Raw genomic sequence first — 26,163 nt, forward strand, 5'->3', positions numbered from 1 at the left:
CTTGGGAGATCGAATGCTGAATCAGGCCGAAGCCGTGCCCCGAGAGCGGACCTTCCGCCGCCATCCCGTCCGGTCGACCGTCGGGGCGATCGTGCTCTCCGCCGTCCTCTCGGTGGCGACGCTGTTCCTGCTCCCGACGTTCCTCCCGCGGGGGATGAACATCGCCACGCGCGGTCTGGTCGTGCTGATCGTCGCGATCGCGCTGACGGTCGCCGTGTTCGCGGGGTTCTTCTGGTTCCGCAACATCCGCATCGTCGTGCGTCCCGACGAGGTCGAGATCGGGAAGGCGGGCGCTCGCGAGACGTTCTCGCGAGGGACCACCGTGTTCCGCTCGAAGATCACCGAACATCGCACCAACGGGCTGCCCAGCGGCACCACCCGCGCCCTGATCGTGCACAGCGGCGGGCGGGAGATCACGTTCGAGCTGCCCGGGTACACGAGGTCCCTGTTCAACGAGCTGATGGCGACGCTGAACCCGATCGCCCAGCCGCAGTTCGTCGACCCGGTCGAGGCAGCCCGCGCCGCTGCGCACCTGCCGACGCAGTTCACGATCGATGCCGCGGGAGAGCGGCGGGTCGCCGCGCGGATCACGATCGCCGCTGTCGTGTTCCTGGTGATCGCGGTCGCCGTCGGGCTCCTCGCACTGATTCCGGGCTTCCTCGAGGGGGAGCTCTCGGCGCTCATCCTGCTCGCGCCGTTCGCCGCGCTCGCCGCCATCGGATTCGGGATCGCCGCCCTGCAACGCCGCCGCCTCGTCCGGTCGATTCCGGCGCAGCTGTCTGTCGACTCGCAGGGCATCCGCGTCGACGGCGTCGACATCCCCTATGCGCAGGTCGACCGCCTCTGGCTCACACCGCCCGCGTATCCCGTCAAGCGCATCCGGTTCGAACGCGCGGCGGGAAGAGCCACCACGTATCTCGTGTCGTCGCCTCGTGTGGAGATCACGCCGGGCTATGACGATCTGCTCGGCGCCGTCCGTGCCAGAACCGCGCATCGCCCCGGCCTCGTCTCGCTGGACCTCGAATGACGGAGCAGTCCGGGTCGCCGCGGCCGTCGTACGCCCCCGCGTACCCGATCCGCACCGAGCGACTGCTCCTGCGACCCATCGTCCCCACGGATGCCGCCGCGATGCACGCGTACAAGTCGGATCCGGACTCCGTACGCTACGTGCCGTATGCGCCGCTCGACCTCGCCGCGGTGGAGCAGCGGATCGCCACGACCTGGGCGAACACCCGCTTCACGCAGGAGGGGGATGCCGTCTGCCTCGCGGTCGAACACCGTGCGAGCGGGGATCTCGTGGGCGACGTGGTGCTGTTCTGGCGCAGCGAGTCGGATCGCTCTGGCGAGGTCGGCTACATCTTCGACCCGCGCTTCGCCGGGCAGGGGTTCGCGGGCGAGGCCGTCGCCGCACTGATCGCGCTCGGCTTCGACGGACTCGGCCTGCACCGCATCGCCGCGCGGATCGACGAGCGGAACACCCCGTCTGCGCGGGTGGTCGAACGGCTCGGATTCCGGCGTGAGGCCCGGCTCGTGGAGAGCGAGTGGTTCAAGGGCGAGTGGGCGACGCTTCTCGTCTACGCCCTCCTCGAGGGGGAGTGGCGGGAGCGCCCCGCACGGCCTGGCCGGTGACCGCATCCCCCATAATCGAGGAGTGACTGCGACAGCAACCCTTCCCTCCCTCGACGGCCGCCGCTTCCGGATGGTGTCTTCCACGACCTCCGCGGTCGACCCCGAATCGCCGAGCATCTTCGAGTACTTCGAGCGTGACGGCGCGATCTGGGGCGGTTACGAGGGCGACACCGTCACGTTCGGGAAGTTCGTCGGCACGCGCACCGGCGACACGATCTGGGTGTCGTTCGTGCACGTGCTCAAGGCGGACGGCTCGGTGGTCACCGGCGACGGCGAGAGCGAATTGGAACTCATCGACGGTGGCGGCATCCGCCTCGTGGAGCACTACGAGATGCACGGCCTCCCGCAGCTGAGCGTGTGCGAGGAGATCCCGGCGCGCTGAGGGGTCAAGACACGCCCTGTCACGGCGTGGGGACGCGGCGTGTCCTGACCCCTCAGCGGGGAGCGGTCAGCGCGGCGGCAGGGCGTCCCGACCCGGCGACGCGGGCGTCCACCGCGTCATGCCGAGCGGGATCTCGGTGTCGCGCTCGGGGAGGTCGGCCGGCAGCAGGTAGGGGCGGCGGATCACCTCGTCGAGCACGACCACGCTGACGACCGTGCGGACCTCGGGCAGCTGCGCGATCACGCCGGTCGAGAACTCGTGCACGCCGCTGACGTCCACGGCGCGGATCAGCAGCATCGCGTCATGCTCTCCCGTCGTGATCGCGCACCACTCCACGTCGGGCATCTCGAGTACGCGTTCCCGGAATGACGCCCACGCCTGGGGCATCACGGTGACGAAGACGAGCGCGCCGATCGAGAGCCCCGCCTTCGCCTGGTCGACTCTGGCGCTGAAACCCGTGATGACCCCGTCGTGCACCAGCGACTCGACGCGGGTGTACGCATTCGCGCGGGAGATCCCGACCGTGTCGGCGAGGGCCGCGATCGAGACGCGACCGTTATCACGCAGCACATCGAGGATTCTGTACGCGGTCGCGTCCAAAGGGGCGGCACTTCGTCCAGAATGCTTCGACTGATCCGCATCCTTGCTGGACATATTGCTCCTGACATCCGAGGTTCTGGACAGAGCGTGTCGGTGGGGACCGCACTCGCTGGACACATCGTCGCATATGATGCGAATCTGATCCCCGGTCGTCCACATCGGTGGCGACTCACCCGAATGTACTCCTCGCCCTTGGAGGCCCTCATGTCGTCACGCCGCATCACGCCGGTCCTCGCGTTCGGAGCCGTCGCGCTCTTCGCGCTCGCAGGTTGCTCGGGAGGGAACTCCGCGAACACGAGCGAGTCGTCCCAGGGCTCGGACTCCCTCGTCATCGACACCGCGTTCTCGATCGAGACCACCGACCCGGGTCACACCTACGACCCGACCGGCAACATGATCGCGAAGGCGCTGTACGAGACCCTCGTCGACTTCGAGGGCTCCGACGTCTCCACGCCGGTACCGGGTCTCGCCTCGTGGGAGCAGAACGATGAGGCGACCGAGTTCACGTTCACGCTCGAGGGTGACCGGGTCTTCTCCGACGGCTCGCCGATCGAGGCCAAGGACGTCGTGTTCTCGCTGCAGCGCATCCAGGGGATGACCGACACCAAGCCGAACTTCCTCCTCGGCGGCCTCACCGTCACCGAGGTCGACGAGAAGACGATCCGGATCACGTCCGAGACTCCGCTGCTGCAGCTCCCCGCGATCCTGGCGAACCCGGCGCTCGGCATCGTCAACTCCGACGTGGTGATCGAGAACGGTGGCACGATCGACGGCACCGACGTCGCCCAGAAGTTCCTCGACGGGGAGTCCGCCGGCTCCGGGCCGTTCGTGCTCGACACGCTCGACCTCAGCTCGCAGGTCGTGCTGACGCCCAACGAGGCGTACAACGGCGACGAGGAGACGGCATACTCGCGCGTCGTCGTGCGCAACGTCTCGGAGAGCGCCACCCAGCTCGCCAACCTCAAGGGCGGCGACTCGATGGTCGCGATGGACCTCAACGGCGACCAGGTCGCGGGGCTCGGCGACGACATCTCGGTCGACTCCGTCCCGTCCGGCCAGACCATCTTCCTGCTGCTCAACCAGTCCGAGGCCGTCGCTGGCGAGCTGGCGAACGTCAAGCTGGCCGAGGCGATCCGGTACGCGCTCGACTACGACGCACTGCTCGAGCTCGCAGGTGCCGGATCCGTGCAGGCGACCGGCGTGATCCCGCCCGGCTTCGAGGGCGCACTCGAAGACGGCGTCGACCAGGACCTCGACAAGGCCGCGGCCGCGCTCGAGGAGGCCGGCTACGACGGTCAGACGCTGAAGCTGCAGTTCCCCAACGACTACCCGGTCGGCGGCGTGGAGTTCACCCCGCTCGCCGAGCGCGTGCAGGCCCAGCTCGAAGACGCGGGCATCACGGTCGAGCTGGCGCCCGCGCCGTTCGCGACCGAACTCGACTCCTACGTCAACGGCACCGAGGGCTTCGGCCTCTGGTTCTGGGGTCCGGACTACGCCGACTCCGCGAACTTCCTGCCCTTCGCCCCTGGCCTGAAGGTCGGCCTTCGCGCCGGCTGGGCAGCCGAGGCGAACCCGGAGATCGCCGGCATCGCCGCGGGTGCTGCCGCCGCGACCGACCCCGAGCAGCGCACGGCCGCCTTCACGGACTTCGCCGAAGCGATGCAGGCCGAGGGGCCGTTCGTGCCGCTGATCGTCCCCGGGCGCAACATCTCCTCCGCCGACAGCGTGCAGGGCGCCGTGTACAACTCCGTGTGGGAGATGGACATCGCCGAGATCACGCCCGCCGGCTGATCGGACGACTCATGACGACAGTGGCCGTGCAGAGGCAGGCGCAGCGGCGCCGCTCGCCTCTCGTCGGATACCTGCTGCGGCGGGCCGGGACCTCCCTCCTCCTGTTGGTGGGCGTGACGATCGTCACGTTCGCGCTCACCAACCTGGTGCCGGGAGACCCGGTCTCGGCCGCCCTCGGTGAGGGCGCGTCGCAGAACCCGGCGACCCGAGAAGCCTTCATCAAGGCGAACGGACTCGATCAGCCACTGTTCGTGCAGTACTTCATCTACATGGGGAACCTGCTCCGCGGGGACCTCGGCACGTCGCTGGTGACCGGACGCCCGGTCACCAGCGACCTCGCCACCGCGGTTCCCGCGACCATCGAGATCGCGATCGGCGCGATCATCGTCAGCCTCGCGGTCAGCATCGTGCTCGGCACGCTCGCCGCCTACCGCCGCGGACTCGTCACAGACCAGGTGATCCGCGTCGTCACGCTGATCGGCCTGAGCGTGCCGACCTTCTGGCTCGCGCTGGTCAGCTTCTACGTGTTCTTCCTCGAACTCCGCATCGCGCCGGGATCCGGACGCATCTCGCCGTCGATCACGCCACCCCCGCGTGTGACGGGCCTCTACACGGTCGACTACCTCCTGAACGGCGACGCGGTCGGCTTCTTCGACGCCCTCGCCCACCTCGCCCTTCCGGTCCTGGTGCTCTCGCTCGTGACCATCGGCCTGCTGACCCGGTTCATCCGCACCTCGGTGCTCGAGGTCCTCGGCAGCGACTACGTGCGCGCGGCCAGGGCCAAGGGGCTCCCGGCCATGCGCGTGATCCTCGACTACGTGCTCCGTGGCGCCTCGCTGCCGATCCTCACCGTGGTGGGTGTCGCGTTCGGAGCCCTGCTGTCGGGCACGGTGCTCGTCGAGTCGGTGTTCGCCTGGCCGGGTCTCGGCACCTACGCCTACAACTCCGCCGCGAACCTCGACCTGCCGGGCATCATGGGCGTCGGACTCGTGGTCGGGGTCATCTACCTCCTCATCAACTTCGTCGTCGACCTGCTCTACGGCGTGCTGGACCCGAGAGTGAGGATCGCATGAGCCGCATCGCCGCAGCCGCATCGGCCGGGCGCTTCCGCTTCCGCTGGCCCCGCGCCTGGCGCACCCCGCTCGGCATCATCGGCACCGTCGTCGCCGGGGCGTGGGTCGTCGTGGCCTTCACCGCGCAGTGGTGGGTTCCCTACCCGCCGAATGCGCAGGTGCTCCCTCGTCTGCAGGCACCGGGCATCGACACGTTCCTCGGCACCGACGGCAACGGCCGTGACATCTTCTCGCGCCTGATGACGGGTGCGACGGTGAGCCTCCCGCTCGCGCTCATGCTCGTGGTGGCCGCCATGATCATCGGCACCCTGATCGGCGCGCTCGCCGGGTACTTCGGGGGCTGGGTCGACGAGACGCTGATGCGCATCACCGACCTGTTCATGGCGTTCCCCACCGTGATCCTGGCGATGGTGGTCGCCGCCTCGCTCGGCCCCTCGCTGTTCAACGCCGTGATCGCGGCGATCGTGGTCTCGTGGCCGCAGTACTCCCGCGTGACCCGCAGCATCGTGTTGAGCCTGCGGGGGCAGAACTACGTCATCGCCGGTCGGCTGCTCGGGCACTCGCCCGCCCGCACGCTGTTCGTCGACATCCTCCCGAACATCGCCGGCCCCGTGCTGGTGCTCGCGACTCTCGACATCGGCGCGGCGATCCTGCTCCTCTCCGGCCTCTCCTTCCTCGGTCTGGGTGCGCAGCCGCCGACGGCGGAGTGGGGGTCGATGATCTCCGGCGCGATGCAGAACTTCGACGCCTGGTGGCTCGGCGTCTTCCCCGGTCTCGCGATCCTGACCGTCGTGCTGGCGTTCAACTTCCTCGGTGACGCCATGCGCGATGTGCTCGACCCCACGGCCGAGATCACGCACGAGAAGGCGGCCGAGCACAAGGCATCCGCGACGGGGGTGGCCGCATGAGTGCACAGGGAACCCCCGTCCTCAGCGTCCGGGATCTGACGATCGACATCGGGCGGCCCCTCGTGAAGGGTGTGTCGCTCGAGCTCGAGGCCGGTCGTATCCACGGCCTCGCCGGCGAATCCGGATCGGGCAAGACGCTCACCTCGCTCGCGGTGCTCGGTCTGCTGCCGCGCCAGGCGCGCACGGGCGGCTCGATCTCCCTGGCGGGCGAGGAGCTGGTCGGGTTGAAGCGCCGCGGTCTCAACCGGGTGCGCGGCATGCGCATCGCGATGGTGTTTCAGGACCCGTCGGCCTCGCTGCACCCGCAGCTTCCCGTCGGACGTCAGCTCACCGATCACATGCGCGTGCACCTGGGTCTCAAGGGGGCTGCGGCGCGACAGCGCGCCGTCGAGCTGCTCGAGACCGTGCAGGTGCCGAACCCCGAAGAGGCGCTGAAGCGGTATCCGCACCAGTTCTCCGGCGGCCAGCGTCAGCGCATCGCGATCGCCTGCGCCCTTGCGTGTGACCCCGAGGTGCTGCTGGCCGACGAGCCCACCACCGCGCTCGACGTCACGGTGCAGGCCGGCATCCTGAAGCTGCTGCGCGACCTCGCGACCGAGCGGAACCTGGCCGTCCTGCTCGTGACGCACGACCTCGGCGTGATGAGCGCGATCGCCGACAGGGTCGCCGTCATGAAGGACGGCCGGATCGTGGAGCTCGCCGACCGCGAGACGCTGTTCCGCGATCCGCAGCACGACTACACGCGCATGCTGCTCGCGGCCCTGCCGGGTTCGCGGATCGACGAGGAGCCGGAAGGGCAGGCAGCAGATGAGTGAGGTCGCCGTCCTCGACGCGCAGGATGTCGTCGTGCGCTACCCGGGCAGCCCGCCGGTGGTCGCCGTGAACGGCGTGTCGATCAGCGTCTCCGCCGGCGAGACCGTCGCCCTCGTCGGAGAGTCGGGAAGCGGGAAGTCCAGCCTCGCACGCGCCGTCGTCGGCATCGAGAAGATCGCCGGGGGGACGGTGCGCTTCCGTGACGCGCCAGTGACCCCGCTCGGGATCCGCCGCCGATCGACGGCGCTGACGGGAATCCAGATGGTGTTCCAGGACCCGGCGACGTCGTTGAATCCGCGACGCCGGGTCGGTGACCAGGTCGCGGACGGCATCGCGACGGCGCGGGCTCGCGGCGCGGCGGGTTCGACCGTCGAGGAGTGGCTCGAGCGGGTCGGCCTGCCCGCGGAGGTGCGCACACGCTTCCCGCACCAGTTCTCCGGAGGGCAGAAGCAGCGCATCGCGATCGCCAGGGCTCTGGCCGCCAGGCCGTCGCTCCTCGTCGCCGACGAGCCGATCTCGGCCCTCGACGCGTCGACGCAGACGAGTGTCGCCGGTCTCATGCGCGACCTGGTGGCGGAGTCCGGTGCGGGGATGCTGTTCATCTCGCACGACCTCGCGGTCGTGCGCCGCATTGCGGACCGGACCTTCGTGATGTTCGGCGGGCGCGTGCTCGAGTCGGGACCGACCGACCGGCTCTGGGCCGCTCCGCAGCACCCGTACACGCAGGCGCTGCTCGCCGCGATCCCCGAGCCCGACGGCGCCGGCCGCATCCCCGCTGCTCCCTCGGTCGACGACCGCACGGTCTGGGCCGAGATCCCGCCCGTCGCATACTGACGGTGCGACGGGCGGGGGCCCGTCAGCGTGGGGGCAGTCGTCGGCCGGTCTGACGCCAGATGAAGAAGCAGATGATCCAACTCACGGCGTCGATGAGGCCGACGCCGATCAGGGATGACGAGGGCGTCCACGCTCGGGTGATGAAGAGCACGAGATGGAGGCCGACGATCGGAGCGATCACGATGGTCGCGAACGTCGCGGGTTTCAGTCGGGATGTCATCGGCGTTCTCGGCGTTCTCGGCGAACGAGCGACGAAGCGACCATCCCGACGGTCGTCGCGAGGACGATGAGGACGCACATGACCACCGAGGTCGCGAAGTCGGTGATCACGCCCTGCTGGCGGGCGATCAGGAATGCGAGCGCCGTCAGGATGATCGCGCAGAGAATGATCCAGCGAATACGGTTGATCATTTCGAACCCGTCTCTTTCTGTCACTGTGAATAGCACCCGGTGATGAGGCCTGCCCATTGCCGGAGGCGGACCCCTCTACCGCCGCTAGAGCAACCGATCAGCTGGGACTGATTGTTCCAGGCCCAACCAAAGAGGGCGCCTGCGGTGACACCAGCCGGCCAGAACCCCGCCCCTAAGAGGCCGGCGAGGCCCGCAGCGTCCTTGACGACCCCATACTTCGAGATGAGGGTCTTGACCTTGCAGGAGTCGATCATGATGTCCTCGACTGCGACTCCCGTTGAATAGTCGAAGGTCACAATCGTGCGACTGTTGATTCCCGCGCACGTTGCTGCTTCGGCGATGGTCGGTGACCCCACCGTGAGCCCGGCGATCAGCGCGATCGCTGCCATTCCGGCCAAAACACTTGTTCTTGAACCCTTGCGAATGCGGAACCAGGTATTCACACCCGGTTGCAGTTCGGAGTTGCAGACTCTCATCGGTGCCCTTTCATATGTGAGAAGTGATTTGCGCTTCCCGTGGTGAGATGCGTCCGTCACCGCCGGACAAGCCGTGATCCAACGCCAGTAACATATAAAATGTTACTTGCGTTGTCTGTCTGCCGTTTGGGGGACAACTACGACTCCGCGTGGCTTGAGGCTCAAGGGTGAGCTGTGGCGTGGGCGGTGGAACTCGAAATCAAGACCGCCGCGCGCAAGACGCTCGTGTGGGCGCCGACGGCACAAGACGCCGACCCGCTGTGCCACCGGGCGCCCCACCGACGAAGGGAACCACACCATGACCAGGTCACCTCGACAGTTCAAGGCACTGACCTACAGCGCAATCGCCGTCACCATCGTGCTCTTGCTCACCGGCATCGCCACGACCGTATTCGCCCTCGTCGGCCTCGAGTGGGGATCGGACGCGTTCGACGCGACACTCGCGTGGGCGCAGGCGCCCCTCATCGCCGGAGTGGTCGTCGGCATCGGCGCGATCCTCCTGCGCCGCTTCCAGGCTCGTTGTCTCCCTCCGCACGAAAGCGCTCAGGCCTGAGCGGAGATGAACGCGCTGATGACACTTCGGCGGTGACGGCGATATGGTTCTCCAACCATCGGTCCCTTCCCCTAGTGTCTGCGGGGACGCGTCCAGACCGGCGATGAGCGAGCGTTATGCGCCGCAACGGCAGTGGCCGCGTAACCTCGGCATTGTGGTGCGGAACGAGAGCCGAGGACCCCGAGTCGTGATGATGTGCGGCCCAGGTGGTGCTGGCAAGACGACGTACGCCAAGGGCTTGGAGCGCGAGGGTTGGACGCGTTTGTCGTTCGAAGTGGAGTTCTGGGATCGCGGAATCACGACGATGCCGTCGGCTGAAGTGGTGGCCGAGGTCGCCGCAGACCTGAAGACACGATTGCTTCGCCACCTCGCCGCGGGGAACGATGTCGTCCTCGACTTCGGATTCTGGTTCCGGCGACAACGCGATGAGTTCCGAGCGCTGCTCGCACCGCAGGGCATTGTGCCGGAGACCGTCTACATCGCGACGAGTCTCGAGACCATCCTGAGTCGGGTCGGTAACCGCCACGGCAGGCAGGCGGATGATTGGCCACTCACCGAGCAGGCGGCGAGGGATTTCTTCGAGCGTTTCGAGCCGCCGACCCCCGAGGAGGGGCCGCTCGAAGTGGTGCTCTGAGCCGCGCGAGGTGCGGAGACTGGGATTCGACGCGCGTTCGATGCCGGCTTCCCGGCATCGTGTGAAGTTCCCGGTGGTTGCAGGGCGGCGGGGCAGGATGGATAAGCTTAGGCAACCCTTACCCAACGGAACGGTACCCCATGCCTCTCATCCGTTCGAAGGCGCTCACCGCGCTGCTGGCCGTCGTCGTCTCGGCCGCCGTTCTCACCTCCTGCGCTCCTGCCGCCGATGATGCGGGCGGTGACGCGCCCGCCGGCGACGCCGACGCGTTCCCCGTCACGGTCGAGCACGCCTACGGCGAGACCACGATCGAGGAGCAGCCCACGCGCATCGTCTCGGTGGGCTACACCGAGCAGGACACGCTCTGGGCGCTGGGTCTCGAGCCCGTCGGCGTGACCGACTGGTACGGAGACTACGATTTCGCCTCCTGGCCGTGGGCGGACGAGGCGCGCGACGGCTCCGAGCCCGAGGTGCTCGGCACGAGCGACGGCCTGGACTTCGAGGCGATCGCCCTGCTCGACCCCGACCTCATCATCGGGACGAACGCCGGCATGACGGAGGAGGACTTCGACCGCCTGTCGGACATCGCCCCCACCGTGGCGCACTCCGGCGACTACTCGATGTACTTCGAGCCGTGGGACGTGCAGACGCTGCAGATCGGCGAGGCGGTCGGCATGAAGAACGAGGCGCAGAAGCTCGTCGACGACATCGACGCCACGTTCGCCGAGGCAGCCGCCGCGCATCCCGAGTTCGCGGACACGTCCGTGGTCTTCCTGCAGAACGCGATCTACGACGGCTCGGCGATCGCCTACCAGGACGGCCTGAGCACCGACTTCCTCACCGACCTCGGGTTCACGATCCCCTCCGAGATCGACGCCTATGCTCCGGACGACTCGTCGGGCGGCCAGGCGTACATCCCGGTCGAGAACCTCGATGTGCTCAACGCCGCCGACGTGCTGATCTGGGGTACCGAGTCGGACGACGACATCACGGCGCTCGAGGGCGAGGCCTTCGTGACCGCGATCGACGCCATGAAGAACACCTCGGTCGTCTACACCGACGGGGTCACCGCCGGTGCGATCTACTTCACCTCGCCGCTGAGCCTGCCGTACGTCCTCGACGCGCTGGTGCCCGCCCTCGCGGATGCCGTCGCCGGGAACGGCCCCGCCCGCACGGCGGAGTGACCGCGAGCACGCGCTCGAGTCGCGGTCCGCGCCGGTCATCCACCGGACGGACCGCGCTCGTCGTCGTGCTCGCGCTCCTCGCGCTCGCCATCGCCGCGGGCGTCGGACTCACCGTCGGCACGAAGATCGTCGGCCTCGACACCGTGCTCCGGGCGATCACCGACTTCGACGGGAGCGACCCGCAGCTCGTCGTCCGCGAATCACGCATCCCGCGGACGGTGCTCGGCATCGTCGTCGGCCTCGCGCTCGGGGCCGCCGGGGCGATCATGCAGGGGCTGACCCGCAACGCGCTGGCCGATCCCGGCCTCCTCGGCGTCAACGCCGGCGCATCGGTCGCCGTCGCGCTCGCCGTGGCGGTGCTCGGTATCGACGCCTTCCCGCAGCTCATGGCGTTCGCCCTCTTCGGCGCGCTGGTCGCGACCATCGGCGTCGTGCTGCTCGGTGCAGCAGGCGGCGGAAGCCCCGTGACGCTGGTGCTCTCGGGGGTCGCGCTCACCGCGGTGCTCGCAGGCGTCACGACGGCCCTCGTCCTCCTCAACCCCACCGCCTTCCTGCACATGCGCAGCTGGGAGTCCGGCGCGCTCGCGGGGCGCGACCTCTCGATCCTCCCCGTCGCAGGGCCCGCGATCGCGATCGGCCTCGTGCTCGCGCAACTCATGACTCGGGGCCTCGACCTGCTCGCGCTCGGCGACGACACCGCGGCTGCCCTGGGCGTGAAGATCGGCATCCTGCGCACGGGCTCGGTCGCCGCCGTGACGCTCCTCGCCGGCACGGCGACCGCGGTGGCGGGACCGGTGGCCTTTCTTGGACTCGCCGCCCCGCACATCGCGCGCGGCGTCGTCGGGCCATCGCAGAAGGCCGTCGTGCCGCTGTCCGCCGTGATCGGTGCCGTCGTCGTGGTGCTCGGCGACGTGGTCGGGCGGGTGATCATCGCGCCGCAGGAGGTGCCGGTCGGCATCGTGATGGCGTTCGTCGCCGCGCCGTTCCTCATCTGGATCGGTCGGCGCAGGAACCCGGTGCAGATGTGAACGCCCCGACTCGCGCCGACATCCGCCGTGCCCGCCGCACCCTCGACCGGCGCGGACGCTGGGCGATGGGCATACTGGCGACGGTCCTGCTCCTCACATTCCTCGCGAGCCTGTCGATCGGCGACACCGTGCTCTCGCCGATCCGTGTGGTCCAGGCGCTGTTCGAGACGCAGGGCGGTATCCGCATGGTGGTCATCGACTGGCGTCTGCCCCGAGCACTCGCTGCGGTGTTCTTCGGGGCAGCGCTCGCGCTCTCCGGCACGGTGTTCCAGACCATCACCCGCAACCCGCTCGGCAGCCCCGACGTGATCGGGCTCACGACCGGCGCCTATACCGGTGCTTTGATCGTCATGACCAGCGGCAGCGGGTCGGGCATCGCCGTCGCGATCGGCGCCATCCTGGGCGGCTTCGCCACGGCCGCACTGGTCGCACTGCTGATCGCCGGGCGCGGCGCCCTGGGGTACCGCATCGTGATCGTCGGCATCGGGGTGAGTGCGGTGCTCGCCGCCCTGAACTCCTGGATGCTGCTGCGGGCACGACTCGAGGTCGCCGTCTCCGCCGCGATCTGGGATGCCGGCTCGCTGAACGGCGTCGGCTGGCAGCAGGCCACCGTGCCGATCATCGTCGTGACGGCGCTGATGGTGCTGCTGGTCCTCGCTCGACGCGGCCTGTGGCTCATCGAGCTCGGCGATGATCTCGGCACCAGCCTGGGCGGACGGGTCGGCCTCACCAAGGGGGGACTGGTGGCGATCGCGGTCGGACTGACCGGCGTCGTCACCGCGGTGATCGGTCCGATCGCCTTCGTGTCTCTCGCGGCTCCGCACCTCGCGAAGCTCATCGTCAAGAACGGCCCGGCTCATCTGCTGGCAACAGCGCTGATGGGAGCCGTGCTGCTCTCGCTCGCCGACATCATCGGCCAGAACCTGGTGCCGAAGCATGCGCTCCCTGCCGGCGTCGTGACGCTGGTTCTCGGTGGGGTGTACCTGATCTACCTGGTGGTCCGGATGGCGCGGCGGCGATTCTGAGGTGGACGCAGAGGGGTCGAGTCCGGCGGATGCTGTGGCTATCATGTCTCGGTGTCGGACCGGGAAGATCTGAGAACTGTTCCAACAGCACCTCTGCAGGGGGTGCGCGTCCTCGATGTGTCCACGCTGTTCGCGGGGCCGCTGGCCGCGACTTTCCTGGGTGACTTCGGCGCCGATGTCATCAAGGTCGAGCATCCGGCCCGCCCTGACGCCTCGCGGGGTCACGGGCCGCAGAAGGACGGCGTCAATCTCTGGTGGAAGACGCTCGGCCGCAACAAGCGCACCGTCACGATAAACCTCGGCGACGCCGCGGGGGCCGACGTGCTGCTGCGCCTGGTGGCGGACGCCGATGTCATGATCGAGAACTTCCGCCCCGGCACGCTCGAGCGATGGGGGCTCTCTCCCGAGCGGCTGCTCGAGGCGAACCCCCGTCTCGTGCTGGCGAGGGTGACGGCGTTCGGGCAGTTCGGGCCCTATGCCGCGCGCCCAGGATTCGGCAGTCTCGCCGAGGCCATGAGCGGGTTCGCGGCGCTCACCGGGCCACCGGACGGACCGCCGACGCTGCCGCCGTTCGGTCTCGCCGACGGGATCGCCGCCCTCGCCACCGCCTACGCCGTGATGGCCGCCCTGCGCGGTGCCGAGCGCGATGGTCGGGGGCAGGTCGTCGACATGGCGATCATCGAACCCATCCTGATGCTCCTCGGCGGGCAGATCACGGCGTGGGATCAGCTCGGCATCGTGCAGCCCCGCACGGGGAACCGCTCGGTCAACAACGCCCCGCGCAACGTCTACCGCTCGCGCGACGGGATCTGGTTGGCGGTGTCGACGAGCTCCCAATCGATCGCCGAGCGCGTCATGACGGTCGTCGGCCGCGCCGAGCTGATCGATGAGCCGTGGTTCCGTTCCGGACACGATCGCGCGCAGCACGCGGATGAGCTCGACGATGCCGTGCAGTCGTGGATCGGTGCGCACGACGCCGACGAGGTGGTCGCCGCGTTCGAGGCCGCGTCCGCAGCGATCGCCCCCGTCTACGATGTGCGCGGCGTCGTGGAGGACCCGCAGTACCGGGCGTTGGGGACGGTCGTGCGCGTCGACGATGAAGACCTCGGCGACATCGCGATGCAGAACGTGCTGTTCCGGCTGTCGCGGACGCCGGGCTCCATCCGGTGGACGGGGCGGGCGCACGGTGCCGACACCGCCGAGGTACTGCGCGACGCCGGGTTCTCAGAGGGGGAGATCGCCGACCTCCGTGCGAAGGGGGTGGTGTGATGATCGACCAGTACCGCACCGGACTCTACGTGCCGGGCGACCGCCCCGATCGCTTCCTCTCGGCCGAGGAGAGCGGCGCCGACCTGGTGGTGTTCGACCTCGAGGATGCGGTGTCTCCCGAGCGCAAGTCGGCTGCGCGGGAAGCGGTCGTCGAGTGGCTGGGGGACGGACAGAGGGGAGCTGCCGCCGTGCAGGTGCGGGTGAACGCCGGCTCCGACGCCGATCTGCGGGCCGTGGCCGAACTCGGTCCGGACATCGGTGTGCGTGTGCCGAAGGTCGAGACCGTCGCCGATCTCGACCTCGCCGCAGCGCGGGTTCCCGGTCGGCCCGTCGTGGCACTCCTCGAATCGGCTCGGGGCGTGGTGAACGCCGCCGCCATCGCCGCGCACCCCGCTGTCGTGGCGCTCGCGCTCGGCGAGAGCGATCTGCGCAGCGAGCTCGGCGGGGGCGAACCCGTGATCGCCCATGCTCGACTGTCGATGCTGTTCGCCGCGCGCGCTGCCGGGCTGCCTGCGCCGATGGCGGCGGTGTACCCGGCGATCCGCGATCTCGAGGGCCTGGCCGAAGACACCCGTCGCGCGGCAGAACTCGGACTCTTCGGACGGATGGCCGTGCACCCGCTCCAGCTCTCCGTGATCGCGGCGGCCTTTGCGCCGAGCGACGACGACATCGCCTGGGCGCGGGAGGTGGTCGCGGCACTGCGCGGGGGAGGGGTGGCGACGCTCGCGTCCGGCGAGATGGTCGACCCGGCGATGCGCGGACGCGCGGAACGGATCCTCGGTGCCCGCTCACCGAGGTCTTGACACCCTGGGTGAGTCCGCCTAGATTCCCTGCAGCCCGAATATCGCCATTTTGGAAACGTTTCCACGATGGCGGGATGGAAACGTTTCCGCTCGACGAGGAGAACCATGGGGACGAAGCCAACTCTGCACGAGGTCGCCGCTGCGGCCGGCGTCTCGCTGGCGTCCGCATCGCGCGCTCTCACCGGTCGATCCGCGAGCCCGGAGATGGTGCGCAAGGTCCGCACGGCGGCCAAACGCATCGGCTACCTCCCCGATGCCACCGCGCGTTCGCTGCGACTGGGAGGGCGCCCGCAGGTCGTGTTCGCCGTCGATGACATCGGCAACCCGAACTACGTGCAGATGCTCCGCGCCATCGAGGAGGAGCTGGGGGAGACGACCCGCATCAGCGTCTCGGCGACCGGCCGCCGCCCCGACCAGACGGTGGAGCTGGTGCGCATGCTGAGCATGGGAGCGGGCGACGGCCTGATCATCTCGCCCCTGCGGGTCACGCCGGCCCTCCGGCAGGCGCTGGCCGACACGGTCGTGCCCGTCGTCGTCATCGGCACCCTGCACTCCGAGCTCAGCATCGACAGCGTCTTCGTCGACTCCGCCGTCGCGGTCGGCATGGTGGTCGACCACCTCGTCGAGATCGGGCGCACCCGCATCGGCGTCATCAACGGTCCTGGCAACACGAACCCCGGCGCGGCCAGACGAGCCGGCTTCACCGCGGCCGTCGAGCGGCACGGCCTCGTCCGCACCGAGGCGCTGCAGATCACGGCGAACGACTTCACCGTCGGGGCGGGTGTGGATGCCGCTGAGCGCATGCTCGCAGCGGCTTCGGACGGAGGCGAGTCGATCGACGCGATCGTGTGCGCCAACGACCTGATCGCGATCGGCGCGATCAACGCCATCCGCCGTCGCGGCATGCGCGTGCCGGAGGACATCGCCGTGACCGGCATCGACGACACCGACCTGGCAGCGCTCTACAGCCCCCCGCTCACCTCCGTCTCGCTGCAGTCCGAGCGTCGAGGGCGGATCGCCGCGCGGATGCTCACCGAGCGCTTCGCCGACCCCTCCCGTCCGACCAGGCGCGAGACGGTGGAGGCCACGCTCGTGGTGCGGGCCTCGACGATCGGAGAGTCCTCGTGAGCGGCACCGCAGTCCGGAGCGACCGTGCGAAGGGCGCGACCCCCAAGCCCGGCGGACTCGCCAGGTCGCGGCGCAACGAGGCGATCGGCCTCGTCATCCCCACCCTGATCCCGATCCTCGTGCTCAGCGTCGTCCCCCTCTTCATCGGCGTCGCCACCGCGTTCACCGACTCGAGGCTCGCACGCCACCACGACACGCAGTTCATCGGTTTCGAGAACTTCATCAAGCTCGGCTCCGACACCCAGTTCTGGCAGTCGTTCGGGATCGGCATGATCTGGGCGGTCACGGTGACCGCGCTCCAACTGATCGGCGGGCTCAGCCTCGCTCTGCTGCTGAACACCGACCTGCGCTTCCGTGGCATCACCCGGGTGCTCGCGCTCATCCCGTGGGCGATGCCGCCCGTGGTCGTCGCCGTGATGTGGCAGATGATCTACTCGCCGACCAACGGTCCGTTGAACTGGCTGATCGAATCGCTCGGCGGCCCCGAGAACATCAACTGGCTCGGCGACTTCGGACTCGCCCTGCCCGCGGTCATCCTCGTCGGAGTCTGGGTGGGCATGCCGCAGAACACCGTGGTGCTGCTGGCAGGTCTGCAGCAGGTACCGGGTGAGCTGCTCGAAGCCGCCGCGGTCGACGGTGCGGGCACCTGGCGTCGATTCGCCAGCGTCACGCTGCCGGCGCTGCGCCCGGTGATCTTCTCGATCGCGAGCCTGAGCTTCATCTGGAACTTCAACTCGTTCGGCATCGTCTACGTCATGACCGAGGGCGGCCCAGGCGGACGCACGATGCTGCCCATGCTCTTCACCTATCTCGAGGCCTTCAAATCGCGCAACACCGGCGGTGCCGCGGCGATGGGCGACGTGATCGTCGTGTTCCTCGTCGCGATCCTGGTGATCGCCCTCTGGCGCCAGCTGCGTCCGGAAAGGAGCGCGCGATGACCCAGAGCACCCAGACCCGCACCCTGGTCACGCAGAACACCACGAAGAGGCAGCGCGCGAAGATGAACCGTCGCACCAGGAAGCCGCTCGTGCGCGTGCTGCAGTACGTGGCGCTCGCGGGGTTCCTGATCTTCCTCGGGTTCCCGCTGCTGTGGCTGATCTCGACCGCGTTCAAGTCGTCCGCCGAGATCAACTCGCTCGCGGTCAACCTGCTGCCACTGCAGCCGACGATCGACAACTTCGTGGTCGCCCTCGAGAGGCAGGGCCTCGTGCGTGCGGCGGGGAACAGCCTCCTCGTGGCCGTCGCGACCACGATCATCGTCACGCTCCTGTCGATCCCCGGCGCCTACGTGATGGCCAGATTCCAGGGCAAGCTGCGGTCGATCGGCGTCGGCTACATCCTGGTGAGTCAGATCTTCCCGGTGATCCTGATCGTCATCCCGCTGTTCTTCATCCTCCGGTCGGTCGGCCTGGTCGACTCCCTCCTCGGTCTCGTCGCGGTCTACTCGGTGTACACGCTGCCGTTCTCGCTGTGGATGCTGCAGGGCTATGTCGCCGCGATCCCGTACGACATCGAGGAGGCGGCGTCGATCGACGGAGCCAACAAGGTCCGCACGCTGCAGCGGGTCGTGTTCCCGCTGCTCATGCCAGGACTCGTCGCGACGGCGATGTTCAGCTTCGTGTCGGCGTACAACGAGTTCTTCTTCGCGCTCGTGCTGCTGCAGTCGCCCGAGAACTACACCCTCCCCATCGCCCTCAGCACGTTCGTCGGCGGCGAGGGCAAGGTCGCGGTCGGGCCTCTGGCGGCCGGTGCGCTCCTGTCGAGCATCCCCAGCATCGTGTTCTTCACCCTGCTGCAGAAGCGCCTCGCCACCGGTCTGCTCTCTGGCGCCGTCAAGGGCTGAACGCAAACGACTTTCCGCAAGTCCCATCACACAAAGAAAGAGGTATGAAGTGAAGAAGCTTCATCGCGCGTCCATCGCGCTCGCCGCGGGTGCGGCGACGGCGCTGATCCTCGCGTCCTGTTCCGCAGGCGGCGACACGACCGACGACGCCGGCGACGGCGAGCCCGTGTCGATCACCTTCCAGTCCTTCTCCGACCAGCCGGCCGCGATCCAGGCCACCAAGGAGATCGTCGACGCCTGGAACGAGGACAACCCCGACATCGAGGTCGACATCGTGCAGGCGCCGACCGACAGCCTGGACGACAAGCTGACGACGCAGTTCGCCGGCGAGGTCGCCCCCGACATCATCCACTACGAGGTGCTGGGCATCGTGCCCTTCGCCCGTGACGGCTACGTCGCCGACCTGGGCGAGCTGCTCAGCCAGGAGACGATCGACGACATCGACCCCGGCGTGCTCTCCTCGGTGACGGTCGACGACCAGATCATCGGCGCCCCGACCGAGCTGCAGACCTACGTCGTGTTCGCGAACAAGACGCTGCTCGAGGCGGCCGGCGTCGAGATCCCGACCGGCGACTCCATGACCTGGGACGAACTCGACGAGATCGCGAAGGCCACGACGTCCGGTGACGTGCACGGCATCACCTGGGGCCTGAAGAGCCCGACGGCCGCCTTCATGAGCCTGGGCATGGGCTTCGGGTCGGAGTACTTCACCGGTGAGGGCGAAGACATGAAGGTCGAGGTCAAGGATGCCGACCTCGAGGTGCCGAACCGGGTGCGGTCGATGATCGAAGACGGATCGGTCGATCCCATCGGCGTCACGCAGTCGGGCTCCGACGTGCTGGCCACCTTCTATGCGGGCAAGGCCGCCATGACCGTGCAGGGCTCGTACCAGGTGGCGAACATCGCCACCGACGCCCCGGCCGACCTCGACTGGGTCGTGCTCCCTCCGCTCGCGGGCTCTGAGGGCGCGGTGCAGGCCGCGAACCCGCAGACGCTGTCGATCAACATCGACTCGCCCTACCAGGAGCAGGCCGCGAAGTTCATCGACTACTTCATGCAGACCGACAACCTCGTGAAGATGAACATCGCCGACGGCCTCATCCCGACGACGGTCTCGGCACGCGAGGCGCTCGCCGAGCAGACGGCCGATCAGAACGGCTGGCCCGAGATCGTGAAGTCGGCCGAGGGTCTCGACGGCCCCGCCTTCCTGCAGGCGAACGGGTTCGTCCGATGGAAGGACACCGTCGCGACTCCCGCGTTCCAGAAGTTCCTGGGCGGCGAGATCGACGACAAGTCCCTGGCATCGGAGCTCGACGACGGCTGGGCACAGGTCAACGGTTGACGACGGTGGGGCGGATGCACGCATCCGCCCCACCTCTAAGAGAGGAATGGCATGAGCTGGATTCGGGAACGCACGGCGGCCGTACTCGCGGGGTCGGCCATCGGCGACGCCCTGGGCGGGGCGGCCGAGGGGTTCAGTCCGGAGAAGATCAAGGAACGGTACGGCGGACGCATCACCGGCATCGTGCCGCCCTACCACCTGGACTGGCAGACCGCCCGCCCGGTGAGCCCGTACCACAAGGGCGACGGCCACATCACGGACGACACCTTGATGACGCAGGCCCTGATCCGGGTGTACGCCCAACGGCGCGACCACATCGACGCGTTCGCGGTGGCTGAGCTGCTGGTGCCTCTGCTGCAGACCGAGATCCGCTGGATCCCGGAGCTGGAGCGGGAGTCGATCCTGCTGCAGCGCATCTTCCTCGCGGAGAAGTGGCTGGTGACGCGGTTGCAGTACGGCCACGTCGACCCGCGGGAAGCCGGCGTGGGCAACGTGGTCAACTGCGGCGCCGCGATGTACATGGCGCCGGTCGGCATCGTCAACGCGGGCAACCCCGAGGCCGCGTACGCCGAGGCGATCGACGTGGCCGGTGCGCATCAGTCGAGCTACGGGCGTGAGGCGGCGGGTGTCTTCGCGGCCGCCGTCGCGGCATCCGTCGCCCTGGACGCGACCGTCGACTCGGTGATCGATGCAGCGTTGCGCGTCGCGCACGACGGCACGGCAGCGGCGATCCGGGCCGTCGTCGACGCCGCCCGCGGGTTGCCGGCGGACGCCGACGTCGATGCAATCGGTGTCGCGCTCCGTGACGCCATCCGCCCGTTCGACACGGTGGGAGACGCGTACCGCGAACCGCTCATGGACGCCAGGGTGCCCTCGCGGACCAAGGCGATCGAAGAGCTCCCCGTGGCGCTGGGGTTCCTCGTCGCCCATGACGGCGCCTTCCTGCCGACCGTGCTCGGCGCCGTGAACTACGGCCGCGATTCGGACTCGATCGCCTCGATGGCGGGAAGCCTGGCAGCGGGTATCGGCGGCGGCGCAGTGATCCCCACGGACATGTTCGACACCATCGCCACGGCGAGCCGTGTCGACTTCGAGGAGTACGCGACCCTCCTGTCCGACGTCGCGACCGAGATCATGCAGAAGGATGCGGCCAGAGCCGAAGCCGACCTCCGCCGCGTGTCGGCTCTCCAGGGGGCGTGATGCGCCTGACCTGGGCACAGCCGGAAGACCTGGTCCCGCACGAGCTGGTGCAGTCCCGTGCCGAGGGCAAGGACGTCGAGGGGATCGCCGAACGCTGGCGCACCGCGGGCGGCGGACTCGACCCGGTGCGTGGAGGGGCGACGGCACAGGCGGCCCCCGACGACCTGCGGGCGCTCGCGCGGGGGCTGCTCATCGAGCTCGACGATGTTCCGGCGCCCGTGGCTGAGGCCACCTCATGGGAGGAGCTGCGGGCGGAGCTCGATGGTATCCCCGCACCGATCCCGGCCCCCGCCGAAGATGTCCTGCTCGGCCGGGTGCACGGGGCATGGGCAGGCCGGTCGGCCGGGTGCCTCTGGGGCAAGCCGGTCGAGAAGATCCCGCGCGAAGGGATCGAGGACATCCTCCGGGCGACCGGTCGCTGGCCCCTCGAGGACTACTTCACCGCCCGCGGGCTGCCCGACGACGTCGCGCGGCGCTGGCCGTGGAACCGGCGTTCGGCGGTCAACTCCCTGCAGGAGAACATCGACGGGATGCCCGAGGACGACGATCTCAACTACCCCCTGCTGAACCTGCGGGTGCTCGAGACCAGCGGGCGCGGGTTCTCGACCGATGACACCGCCCAGGCATGGCTCGCCGACCTTCCGGCCGGGCGCACGTTCACGGCAGAGCGCATCGCGTACCGCAACCTTCTCGACGGGTATCGGCCGGACGAGGCCGGCCGCGTGCGCAATCCCTTCCGTGAATGGATCGGCGCCCTGATCCGCACCGACGTGTACGGGTGGGTCAACCCCGGGGATCTCTCCGAAGCGGTCAGGATGGCGTGGACAGACGCGCGCCTCAGTCACACCCGCAACGGCCTGTGGGGCGCGATGTGGGCCGCGGCACTGACCTCGGCGTCGCTGGTCGCCGGATCTGTCGACGAGGTGCTCGACCTCGCATCGACCGTCGTCCCCGCCGGCAGCGACCTCGCCACCGCCGTCGCGCACGGTGCCGAGCTCGGACGCGGAGACCTCGACGACTCCGCGGCGCTCGACGCGCTGCACGCCGCGTACGGACACCTGCACTGGGTGCACACCGTCAACAACGCGGCCCTCATCGCCTTCGCGCTCGCCCGCAGCGGCGGAGACTTCGCGCGGGGAGTGCCGCTCGCAGTGATCGCGGGGTGGGACACCGACTCCGCCGGGGCGACGGTCGGCTCGGTCCTCGGCGGACTCGCCGGTATCGACGCCCTTCCCGCGCGTTTCATCGACCCGCTCCAGAACCGCATCGCGACGAGCCTCCCGGGGCTCGACGGCGTCGAGATCGATGCTCTCGCCCGCCGCACCGTCGCTTTGCTCCCGAACCGCTGACCCTCCTAGAGACAAGGATGTTCATGACCTCTCCCACGCCGACCCTGCAGGAGCGCGCCCGCGGCTCGCTCGCCGGACTCGCGATCGGCGACGCGATCGGCCGACCCGTCGAAGGCTTCTCAGCCGCAGAGATCCAAGCGGCGCACGGGCGCGTCACCGGATACCTCGACCCCGAACCCGCTGGCAGCGACGACACCGAGTATGCGCTCCTGACCGCCAAGACCGTGCAGCGCGTCGGCGTGGGAGCGACCGCCGACGACTTCGCCCAGACCTGGATCGAAGACGTGCTCCCGCAGGCGGACGACTTCAAGGGGGGCGGCTTCAGCGAGATGGCCGCGATCGACAACCTGCGCCACGGCATCCGCCCCCCGCTGAGCGGCGACACGATGCACGGGTGGAGCGACGGCCTGGCGATGCGGGTGAGCCCGCTCGGGATCGTGGCCGACGGCGACGTCGAGCTCGCACGTCGACTGGCCGAGGCCGACGGCGCGGTGAGCCACACGACCGAGGGCATCTGGGCGGGAGTGGTCGTCGCCGTCGCCGTGACCTGCGCCCTGACGGGAGCCGACGCGGCCGCCTGCTACGACGCGGGTCTCGCGGCCATTCCCGCCGACAGCTGGACCGCACGGAACCTTCGCGACGCCCGCGATCTGGTGCGCTCCGGCCTCGACGACGACGCGCTCGCCCGCGCCCTCCACGACCGGCTAGCCGTTGCCGACTACTTCTGGGCAGACCTCGCCCCCGAGGCGGTCGGACTCGCGATGGCGTCCGTACTGCACGCCGAAGGACGCGCGGCCGACAGCATCCTGTTCGCCGTCAACATGGGGCGCGATGCCGACACGACCGCCGCGATCGCCGGATGCATCGGCGGCGCGATCTCGGGGATCGGCGACCTGCCGGAGGAGTGGGTGGCGGGACTGCGGCCCGTCGCCGGCTCGTGCATCCGATCCATGGCGGGGATCCATCCGCTGGACGCCGCCGACACCCTGACCCGCATCGTCGAGGAGGCGCGCGCATGACCACCCCCCTGATCGATCTGCTCACCCGCGGCATCGTCGCCGGAGAGTCGGCCTCGTCGACGAACGCCGACTTCCGCGTGTACGCCCTTCCGCCCAAAAGGGTGAACCGGGTGCGCATCCTCGCGAAGCTCGGCGACGACGACCGCACCACGACCGTTCCGAGGCCCTTCACGCACGCCGCACCGCCGAGCGTCCTGCACCCGGGAGCGGGCGAGAACATCGAGTGGTTCGCGTTCTCGGCGCGGCAGCATGTCCGAGGATTCGGGGTGAGCGAGTGGCTCGAGCTGGCCGAGCTCGAGGCCGATCCCGCCGCGGGACTGCGCGCCCGCATCGGCACCAAGCTCGCCCTGCAGAACCTGCGCCGAGGGCTCAGGCCACCCCAGTCCGGTCACGACAACGCGCACTACTTCGACGACATCGCAACGGTGCGGGCGCTCGCCGCAGTCGCCACGGGTGCGGCGGAGGGGGCAGGGGCGGATGCCGAGGTGACGCACTCGCTCGACGGGGTGTGGTGCGCACGGGCCAGTGCCGTCCTCTTCGGCGCGCTGATCGAGGGCGCCGACGTCGCCGATGCGGTCCGTCTCGCCGTGGAGGAGCTGCCGCAGAGCACGTGGAGCCGACGGATGGCGGAGACCTCGCTGCAGGTCGCGGCCGGAGCGAAGGGTCCGCTGGATCGCGCTCGACGTCTGAGCACGCAGGTCGGCGACTGGGTGTACAGCTACCCGATCGCGGCGCCGGAGACGTTCGGGTTCCTGCTCGCGCACATCGCTGCGGCCCAGGACGCCGACGACCTCATGCTCGGCGTCCTCGCACAGCCGCGCAACGCCGCAACGCTGCCGGCTCTCGCGGGGGCGGCGGCAGCGGTGCTGTTCGGGGAGGACTGGATCCCGGAGGGCCTCGAGCCGAGCGGCATCCGTCTCACCGGACTCGCCATCCCGCGGTTCGCCGGGCTCACGGTCGATGAGGCGATCAATCGGTGACGCGCGTATCGTTCCCCGCGGAGGAGCAGGCATGGGCGTGATCGTGATCGGCAGTGCGAACGAAGACACCGCGGTATCGGTTCACCGGCATCCCGGCGGAGGGGAGACGGTGCTCGGCACGTTGGAAGGCGTCGGCGCGGGTGGCAAGGGGTTGAATCAGGCCGTCGCCGCGGCCCGCGCGGGAGCCGGGACGACGTTCGTCGGCGCCGTCGGCGGTGACGAGGCGGGGGCGCGTCTGCGCTCCACGTTCGCGGCGGAAGGGGTGCGCACGTATCTGGCGATGTCGGGCAGCGTGACCGGGACCGCCTTCGTCATGGTGTCCGACGGCGGTGAGAACGCGATCGTCGTCGTGCCTGGTGCGAATCAGGACGCCGAGGCGCTCACACGTGAGTCGGACGCCGCGCTGGGCGGGATCGGAGCAGGCGACATCGTCCTCGCGCAGCTCGAGATCCCGGTCGACGTCGTGTTCTCAGCCTTCCGCCGGTCGAGGTCGCGCGGCGCCGTGACGGTGCTCAACGCGGCCCCGAGCATGTCGCTCCCCGGCGAGGTGCTCGATGTCGTCGACATCCTCGTGGTGAACGAGCACGAATGCCTCGAGGTGGCCGGCGGCGATCGACACGACGTGCGCGAGGCGGCGCTGGCCCTCGCCGGACGGGTGCCTACCGTGATCGTCACGCTCGGTGCGAAGGGAGCGCTCCTCGTGTCCGGCGGCGATTCCACGATGGTCCCGGCCCATCCGGTCGAAGCCGTCGACACGACCGCAGCGGGAGACACGTTCTGCGGCGCCCTCGTGGCGCGGCTCTCCGCCGGCGGGGAACTGGCCGACGCCCTGCGGTTCGCCTCCGCCGCCGCCGCGCTGTGCGTGCAACGCCATGGTGCGTCGGCCTCCGCTCCGTCCGCGCGCGAGACCCTCGAGTTCCTCGACGCGCACTCCGCGTAGGAAGACGAGCGGCGCACGCACGGCGGGCCGAGGCATCAGCCCCGGCCCGCCGCGTCAGCTCCGCCTCAGAGCGGTGCGACGATGTCCTGCTTCACGTCCCACTCGGTGATCTCCATCGCGACCTCGACCGACTGCCCCTCGACCGAGGCGCTGCTGGTGGAGGCGAGGCTCACGTAGTCCTCCGTGACCTCGAAGACGACGTCGACAGGGGTGCCCTGCTGCTCCACCGTTCCGGAGAGGAGGTACACCTTCTCGCCCAGGCGCTCGCCCGTGCCCGTCACCGTGAAGTCGCCCGAGATGCCCGCGGCCGCAGCGGCGGGGTCGAGCGACGTGACGTCGGCAGCCGTCGCGCTGAGAGCCGCGATGACCGGATCGCTCGACGACGGGTCGGCCGCCTGCCAGTCGCTCGTGGCGGACTTGACCCAGACGTCGTCCCCGAGGGCGATCAGCGATCCGACGGGTGAGATCGATTCGATGGCCTTCTCCGCCGGGTTGAACTTTGCCGTCGACTCGATGCCCATGACGGTGGTCTTCGCGGCGTACCCCGCCGTGTCCGACATGGCCTCAGCGATGCAGGTGCTCAGCGCGGAGCCGTCGACCGTGTCGCCTTCCTTCAGCTCGGGGCAGTCCGACGTCGGCGCCTCAGCCTCCTGCGACGCGCCGCCGCTGGGCTTCGATTCCGCCGGCTTGTCGGTCGCTCCTGCCGAGCACCCGGTGAGCAGTACGGCGGCGGCGAGCATGACGCCGACCCCCCATTTGTTGACGCGCATGGCGTCCCCCCTCTGGTCGTGCGCCCGATGACGGTCACCGGGCACGCTCTCCAGCATGCCAAAACTCTGCGGGGGAAGCGGGTACCTGGTGCGCCGGGACCGACCGCATTCGCGGCGGCCGTCCCGTTCCGCTAGACTGTCGAGGTTGTCTGCCTTCCGGCATCCATTCGGGATTCCTG

29 protein-coding genes are annotated in these 26,163 nt (G+C 69.3%); 24 read left to right on the top strand and 5 right to left on the bottom strand.

Translation table 11 applies throughout. From position 1 onward, the window contains the following. Window positions 1-13 precede the first annotated feature (13 nt). Genes AB0E56_RS03415 through AB0E56_RS03425 form a run of 3 tightly spaced genes read left to right on the top strand, consistent with a single transcriptional unit; the run spans window position 14 to window position 2,011 of the window. Entirely contained in the window at window positions 14-1,027 is a 1,014-nt protein-coding gene (locus AB0E56_RS03415; protein WP_359796661.1) for a hypothetical protein, read from the top strand. After that, the gene (locus AB0E56_RS03420; protein WP_359796663.1) at window positions 1,024-1,629 is read left to right on the top strand and encodes a GNAT family N-acetyltransferase; all 606 of its coding nucleotides are present in this window, start codon (window positions 1,024-1,026) and stop codon (window positions 1,627-1,629) included. The genes AB0E56_RS03415 and AB0E56_RS03420 overlap by 4 nt, the downstream gene beginning before the upstream one ends. A 22-nt stretch (window positions 1,630-1,651) precedes the next feature. After that, window positions 1,652-2,011, top strand: coding sequence for a hypothetical protein (locus tag AB0E56_RS03425; protein WP_359796664.1), 360 nt, complete (start codon window positions 1,652-1,654; stop codon window positions 2,009-2,011). A 66-nt stretch (window positions 2,012-2,077) separates the two neighbouring features. Here the strand turns inward: AB0E56_RS03425 and AB0E56_RS03430 are convergent, their stop codons facing one another. After that, entirely contained in the window at window positions 2,078-2,665 is a 588-nt protein-coding gene (locus AB0E56_RS03430) for an Lrp/AsnC family transcriptional regulator (protein WP_244632256.1), read from the bottom strand. Window positions 2,666-2,815: 150 nt separating this feature from the next. Between AB0E56_RS03430 and AB0E56_RS03435 the strand changes: the two genes are divergently transcribed. Genes AB0E56_RS03435 through AB0E56_RS03455 form a run of 5 tightly spaced genes read left to right on the top strand, consistent with a single transcriptional unit; the run spans window position 2,816 to window position 8,030 of the window. Next, window positions 2,816-4,402 (top strand): ABC transporter substrate-binding protein, encoded by a 1,587-nt coding sequence (locus AB0E56_RS03435; RefSeq protein ID WP_359796666.1) that lies wholly within the window; start codon window positions 2,816-2,818, stop codon window positions 4,400-4,402. An 11-nt stretch (window positions 4,403-4,413) separates the two neighbouring features. Continuing rightward, a complete protein-coding gene (locus tag AB0E56_RS03440; protein ID WP_359796668.1) occupies window positions 4,414-5,475 on the top strand; it encodes an ABC transporter permease in 1,062 nt (353 codons plus the stop codon). Beyond that, a complete protein-coding gene (locus AB0E56_RS03445; RefSeq protein ID WP_359796670.1) occupies window positions 5,472-6,383 on the top strand; it encodes an ABC transporter permease in 912 nt (303 codons plus the stop codon). Before AB0E56_RS03440 ends, AB0E56_RS03445 begins: the two co-directional genes overlap by 4 nt. Beyond that, entirely contained in the window at window positions 6,380-7,198 is an 819-nt protein-coding gene (locus AB0E56_RS03450) for an ABC transporter ATP-binding protein (protein ID WP_359796672.1), read from the top strand. The genes AB0E56_RS03445 and AB0E56_RS03450 overlap by 4 nt, the downstream gene beginning before the upstream one ends. Beyond that, on the top strand, window positions 7,191-8,030 hold the full coding sequence (locus AB0E56_RS03455) for an ATP-binding cassette domain-containing protein (protein WP_359796674.1): 840 nt from the start codon (window positions 7,191-7,193) through the stop codon (window positions 8,028-8,030). The genes AB0E56_RS03450 and AB0E56_RS03455 overlap by 8 nt, the downstream gene beginning before the upstream one ends. 22 nt (window positions 8,031-8,052) lie before the next feature. Here AB0E56_RS03455 and AB0E56_RS03460 read toward each other — a convergent pair whose 3' ends face one another. The 3 genes from AB0E56_RS03460 to AB0E56_RS03470 are packed head-to-tail and all read right to left on the bottom strand — an operon-like array spanning window position 8,053 to window position 8,830. Then, window positions 8,053-8,250, bottom strand: coding sequence for a hypothetical protein (locus AB0E56_RS03460; RefSeq protein ID WP_359796675.1), 198 nt, complete (start codon window positions 8,248-8,250; stop codon window positions 8,053-8,055). Next, window positions 8,247-8,441 carry a hypothetical protein gene (locus tag AB0E56_RS03465; RefSeq protein WP_359796677.1) on the bottom strand — a complete coding sequence of 65 codons (195 nt, stop codon included), beginning with the start codon at window positions 8,439-8,441 and terminating at the stop codon, window positions 8,247-8,249. The genes AB0E56_RS03460 and AB0E56_RS03465 overlap by 4 nt, the downstream gene beginning before the upstream one ends. Before the next feature lie 20 nt (window positions 8,442-8,461). Beyond that, window positions 8,462-8,830 carry a hypothetical protein gene (locus AB0E56_RS03470; RefSeq protein ID WP_359796678.1) on the bottom strand — a complete coding sequence of 123 codons (369 nt, stop codon included), beginning with the start codon at window positions 8,828-8,830 and terminating at the stop codon, window positions 8,462-8,464. Between the two features lie 385 nt (window positions 8,831-9,215). Here AB0E56_RS03470 and AB0E56_RS03475 point away from each other — a divergent pair, with 385 nt between their 5' ends. The 16 genes from AB0E56_RS03475 (at window position 9,216) to AB0E56_RS03550 (ending at window position 25,214) form a co-directional block, all read left to right on the top strand. Then, the gene (locus tag AB0E56_RS03475) at window positions 9,216-9,470 is read left to right on the top strand and encodes a hypothetical protein (protein WP_359796679.1); all 255 of its coding nucleotides are present in this window, start codon (window positions 9,216-9,218) and stop codon (window positions 9,468-9,470) included. A 103-nt stretch (window positions 9,471-9,573) separates the two neighbouring features. Continuing rightward, window positions 9,574-10,104: an ATP-binding protein gene (locus tag AB0E56_RS03480; RefSeq protein ID WP_359796680.1), complete on the top strand. Its 531-nt coding sequence runs from the start codon at window positions 9,574-9,576 to the stop codon at window positions 10,102-10,104. A gap of 140 nt (window positions 10,105-10,244) precedes the next feature. After that, a complete protein-coding gene (locus AB0E56_RS03485; protein ID WP_359796682.1) occupies window positions 10,245-11,288 on the top strand; it encodes an ABC transporter substrate-binding protein in 1,044 nt (347 codons plus the stop codon). Next, complete coding sequence (locus AB0E56_RS03490; protein ID WP_359796684.1) at window positions 11,285-12,316, top strand: iron chelate uptake ABC transporter family permease subunit; 1,032 nt, start codon at window positions 11,285-11,287, stop codon at window positions 12,314-12,316. Before AB0E56_RS03485 ends, AB0E56_RS03490 begins: the two co-directional genes overlap by 4 nt. Continuing rightward, the gene (locus AB0E56_RS03495) at window positions 12,313-13,341 is read left to right on the top strand and encodes an iron chelate uptake ABC transporter family permease subunit (protein ID WP_359796686.1); all 1,029 of its coding nucleotides are present in this window, start codon (window positions 12,313-12,315) and stop codon (window positions 13,339-13,341) included. Before AB0E56_RS03490 ends, AB0E56_RS03495 begins: the two co-directional genes overlap by 4 nt. 102 nt (window positions 13,342-13,443) lie before the next feature. Further along, window positions 13,444-14,610, top strand: a complete 1,167-nt coding sequence (locus AB0E56_RS03500) for a CoA transferase (RefSeq protein WP_359796687.1) — start codon at window positions 13,444-13,446, stop codon at window positions 14,608-14,610. Further along, a complete protein-coding gene (locus tag AB0E56_RS03505) occupies window positions 14,610-15,413 on the top strand; it encodes a CoA ester lyase (RefSeq protein WP_359796689.1) in 804 nt (267 codons plus the stop codon). Before AB0E56_RS03500 ends, AB0E56_RS03505 begins: the two co-directional genes overlap by 1 nt. A 105-nt stretch (window positions 15,414-15,518) precedes the next feature. Next, window positions 15,519-16,541 carry a LacI family DNA-binding transcriptional regulator gene (locus AB0E56_RS03510; protein WP_359796690.1) on the top strand — a complete coding sequence of 341 codons (1,023 nt, stop codon included), beginning with the start codon at window positions 15,519-15,521 and terminating at the stop codon, window positions 16,539-16,541. Further along, complete coding sequence (locus AB0E56_RS03515; RefSeq protein WP_359796692.1) at window positions 16,538-17,479, top strand: sugar ABC transporter permease; 942 nt, start codon at window positions 16,538-16,540, stop codon at window positions 17,477-17,479. Before AB0E56_RS03510 ends, AB0E56_RS03515 begins: the two co-directional genes overlap by 4 nt. Then, entirely contained in the window at window positions 17,476-18,384 is a 909-nt protein-coding gene (locus AB0E56_RS03520; RefSeq protein WP_359796693.1) for a carbohydrate ABC transporter permease, read from the top strand. The genes AB0E56_RS03515 and AB0E56_RS03520 overlap by 4 nt, the downstream gene beginning before the upstream one ends. A 49-nt stretch (window positions 18,385-18,433) precedes the next feature. Next, on the top strand, window positions 18,434-19,726 hold the full coding sequence (locus tag AB0E56_RS03525) for a sugar ABC transporter substrate-binding protein (protein ID WP_359796695.1): 1,293 nt from the start codon (window positions 18,434-18,436) through the stop codon (window positions 19,724-19,726). A gap of 51 nt (window positions 19,727-19,777) precedes the next feature. Continuing rightward, complete coding sequence (locus AB0E56_RS03530; RefSeq protein ID WP_359796697.1) at window positions 19,778-20,926, top strand: ADP-ribosylglycohydrolase family protein; 1,149 nt, start codon at window positions 19,778-19,780, stop codon at window positions 20,924-20,926. Next, the gene (locus AB0E56_RS03535) at window positions 20,926-22,275 is read left to right on the top strand and encodes an ADP-ribosylglycohydrolase family protein (RefSeq protein ID WP_359796698.1); all 1,350 of its coding nucleotides are present in this window, start codon (window positions 20,926-20,928) and stop codon (window positions 22,273-22,275) included. The genes AB0E56_RS03530 and AB0E56_RS03535 overlap by 1 nt, the downstream gene beginning before the upstream one ends. 23 nt (window positions 22,276-22,298) lie before the next feature. After that, window positions 22,299-23,294, top strand: coding sequence for an ADP-ribosylglycohydrolase family protein (locus tag AB0E56_RS03540; protein WP_359796699.1), 996 nt, complete (start codon window positions 22,299-22,301; stop codon window positions 23,292-23,294). Continuing rightward, window positions 23,291-24,274 carry an ADP-ribosylglycohydrolase family protein gene (locus AB0E56_RS03545; protein WP_359796700.1) on the top strand — a complete coding sequence of 328 codons (984 nt, stop codon included), beginning with the start codon at window positions 23,291-23,293 and terminating at the stop codon, window positions 24,272-24,274. The genes AB0E56_RS03540 and AB0E56_RS03545 overlap by 4 nt, the downstream gene beginning before the upstream one ends. Before the next feature lie 31 nt (window positions 24,275-24,305). Beyond that, complete coding sequence (locus AB0E56_RS03550; protein WP_359796702.1) at window positions 24,306-25,214, top strand: ribokinase; 909 nt, start codon at window positions 24,306-24,308, stop codon at window positions 25,212-25,214. Between the two features lie 65 nt (window positions 25,215-25,279). On the opposite strand, the gene AB0E56_RS03555 is transcribed toward AB0E56_RS03550, so the two are convergent. Next, on the bottom strand, window positions 25,280-25,984 hold the full coding sequence (locus AB0E56_RS03555; RefSeq protein WP_359796704.1) for a hypothetical protein: 705 nt from the start codon (window positions 25,982-25,984) through the stop codon (window positions 25,280-25,282). Window positions 25,985-26,163: the final 179 nt, after the last annotated feature.

It is taken from the genome of Microbacterium sp. NPDC028030 (genome assembly GCF_040637855.1).
In the GTDB taxonomy this organism is placed as follows: Bacteria; Actinomycetota; Actinomycetes; order Actinomycetales; family Microbacteriaceae; genus Microbacterium.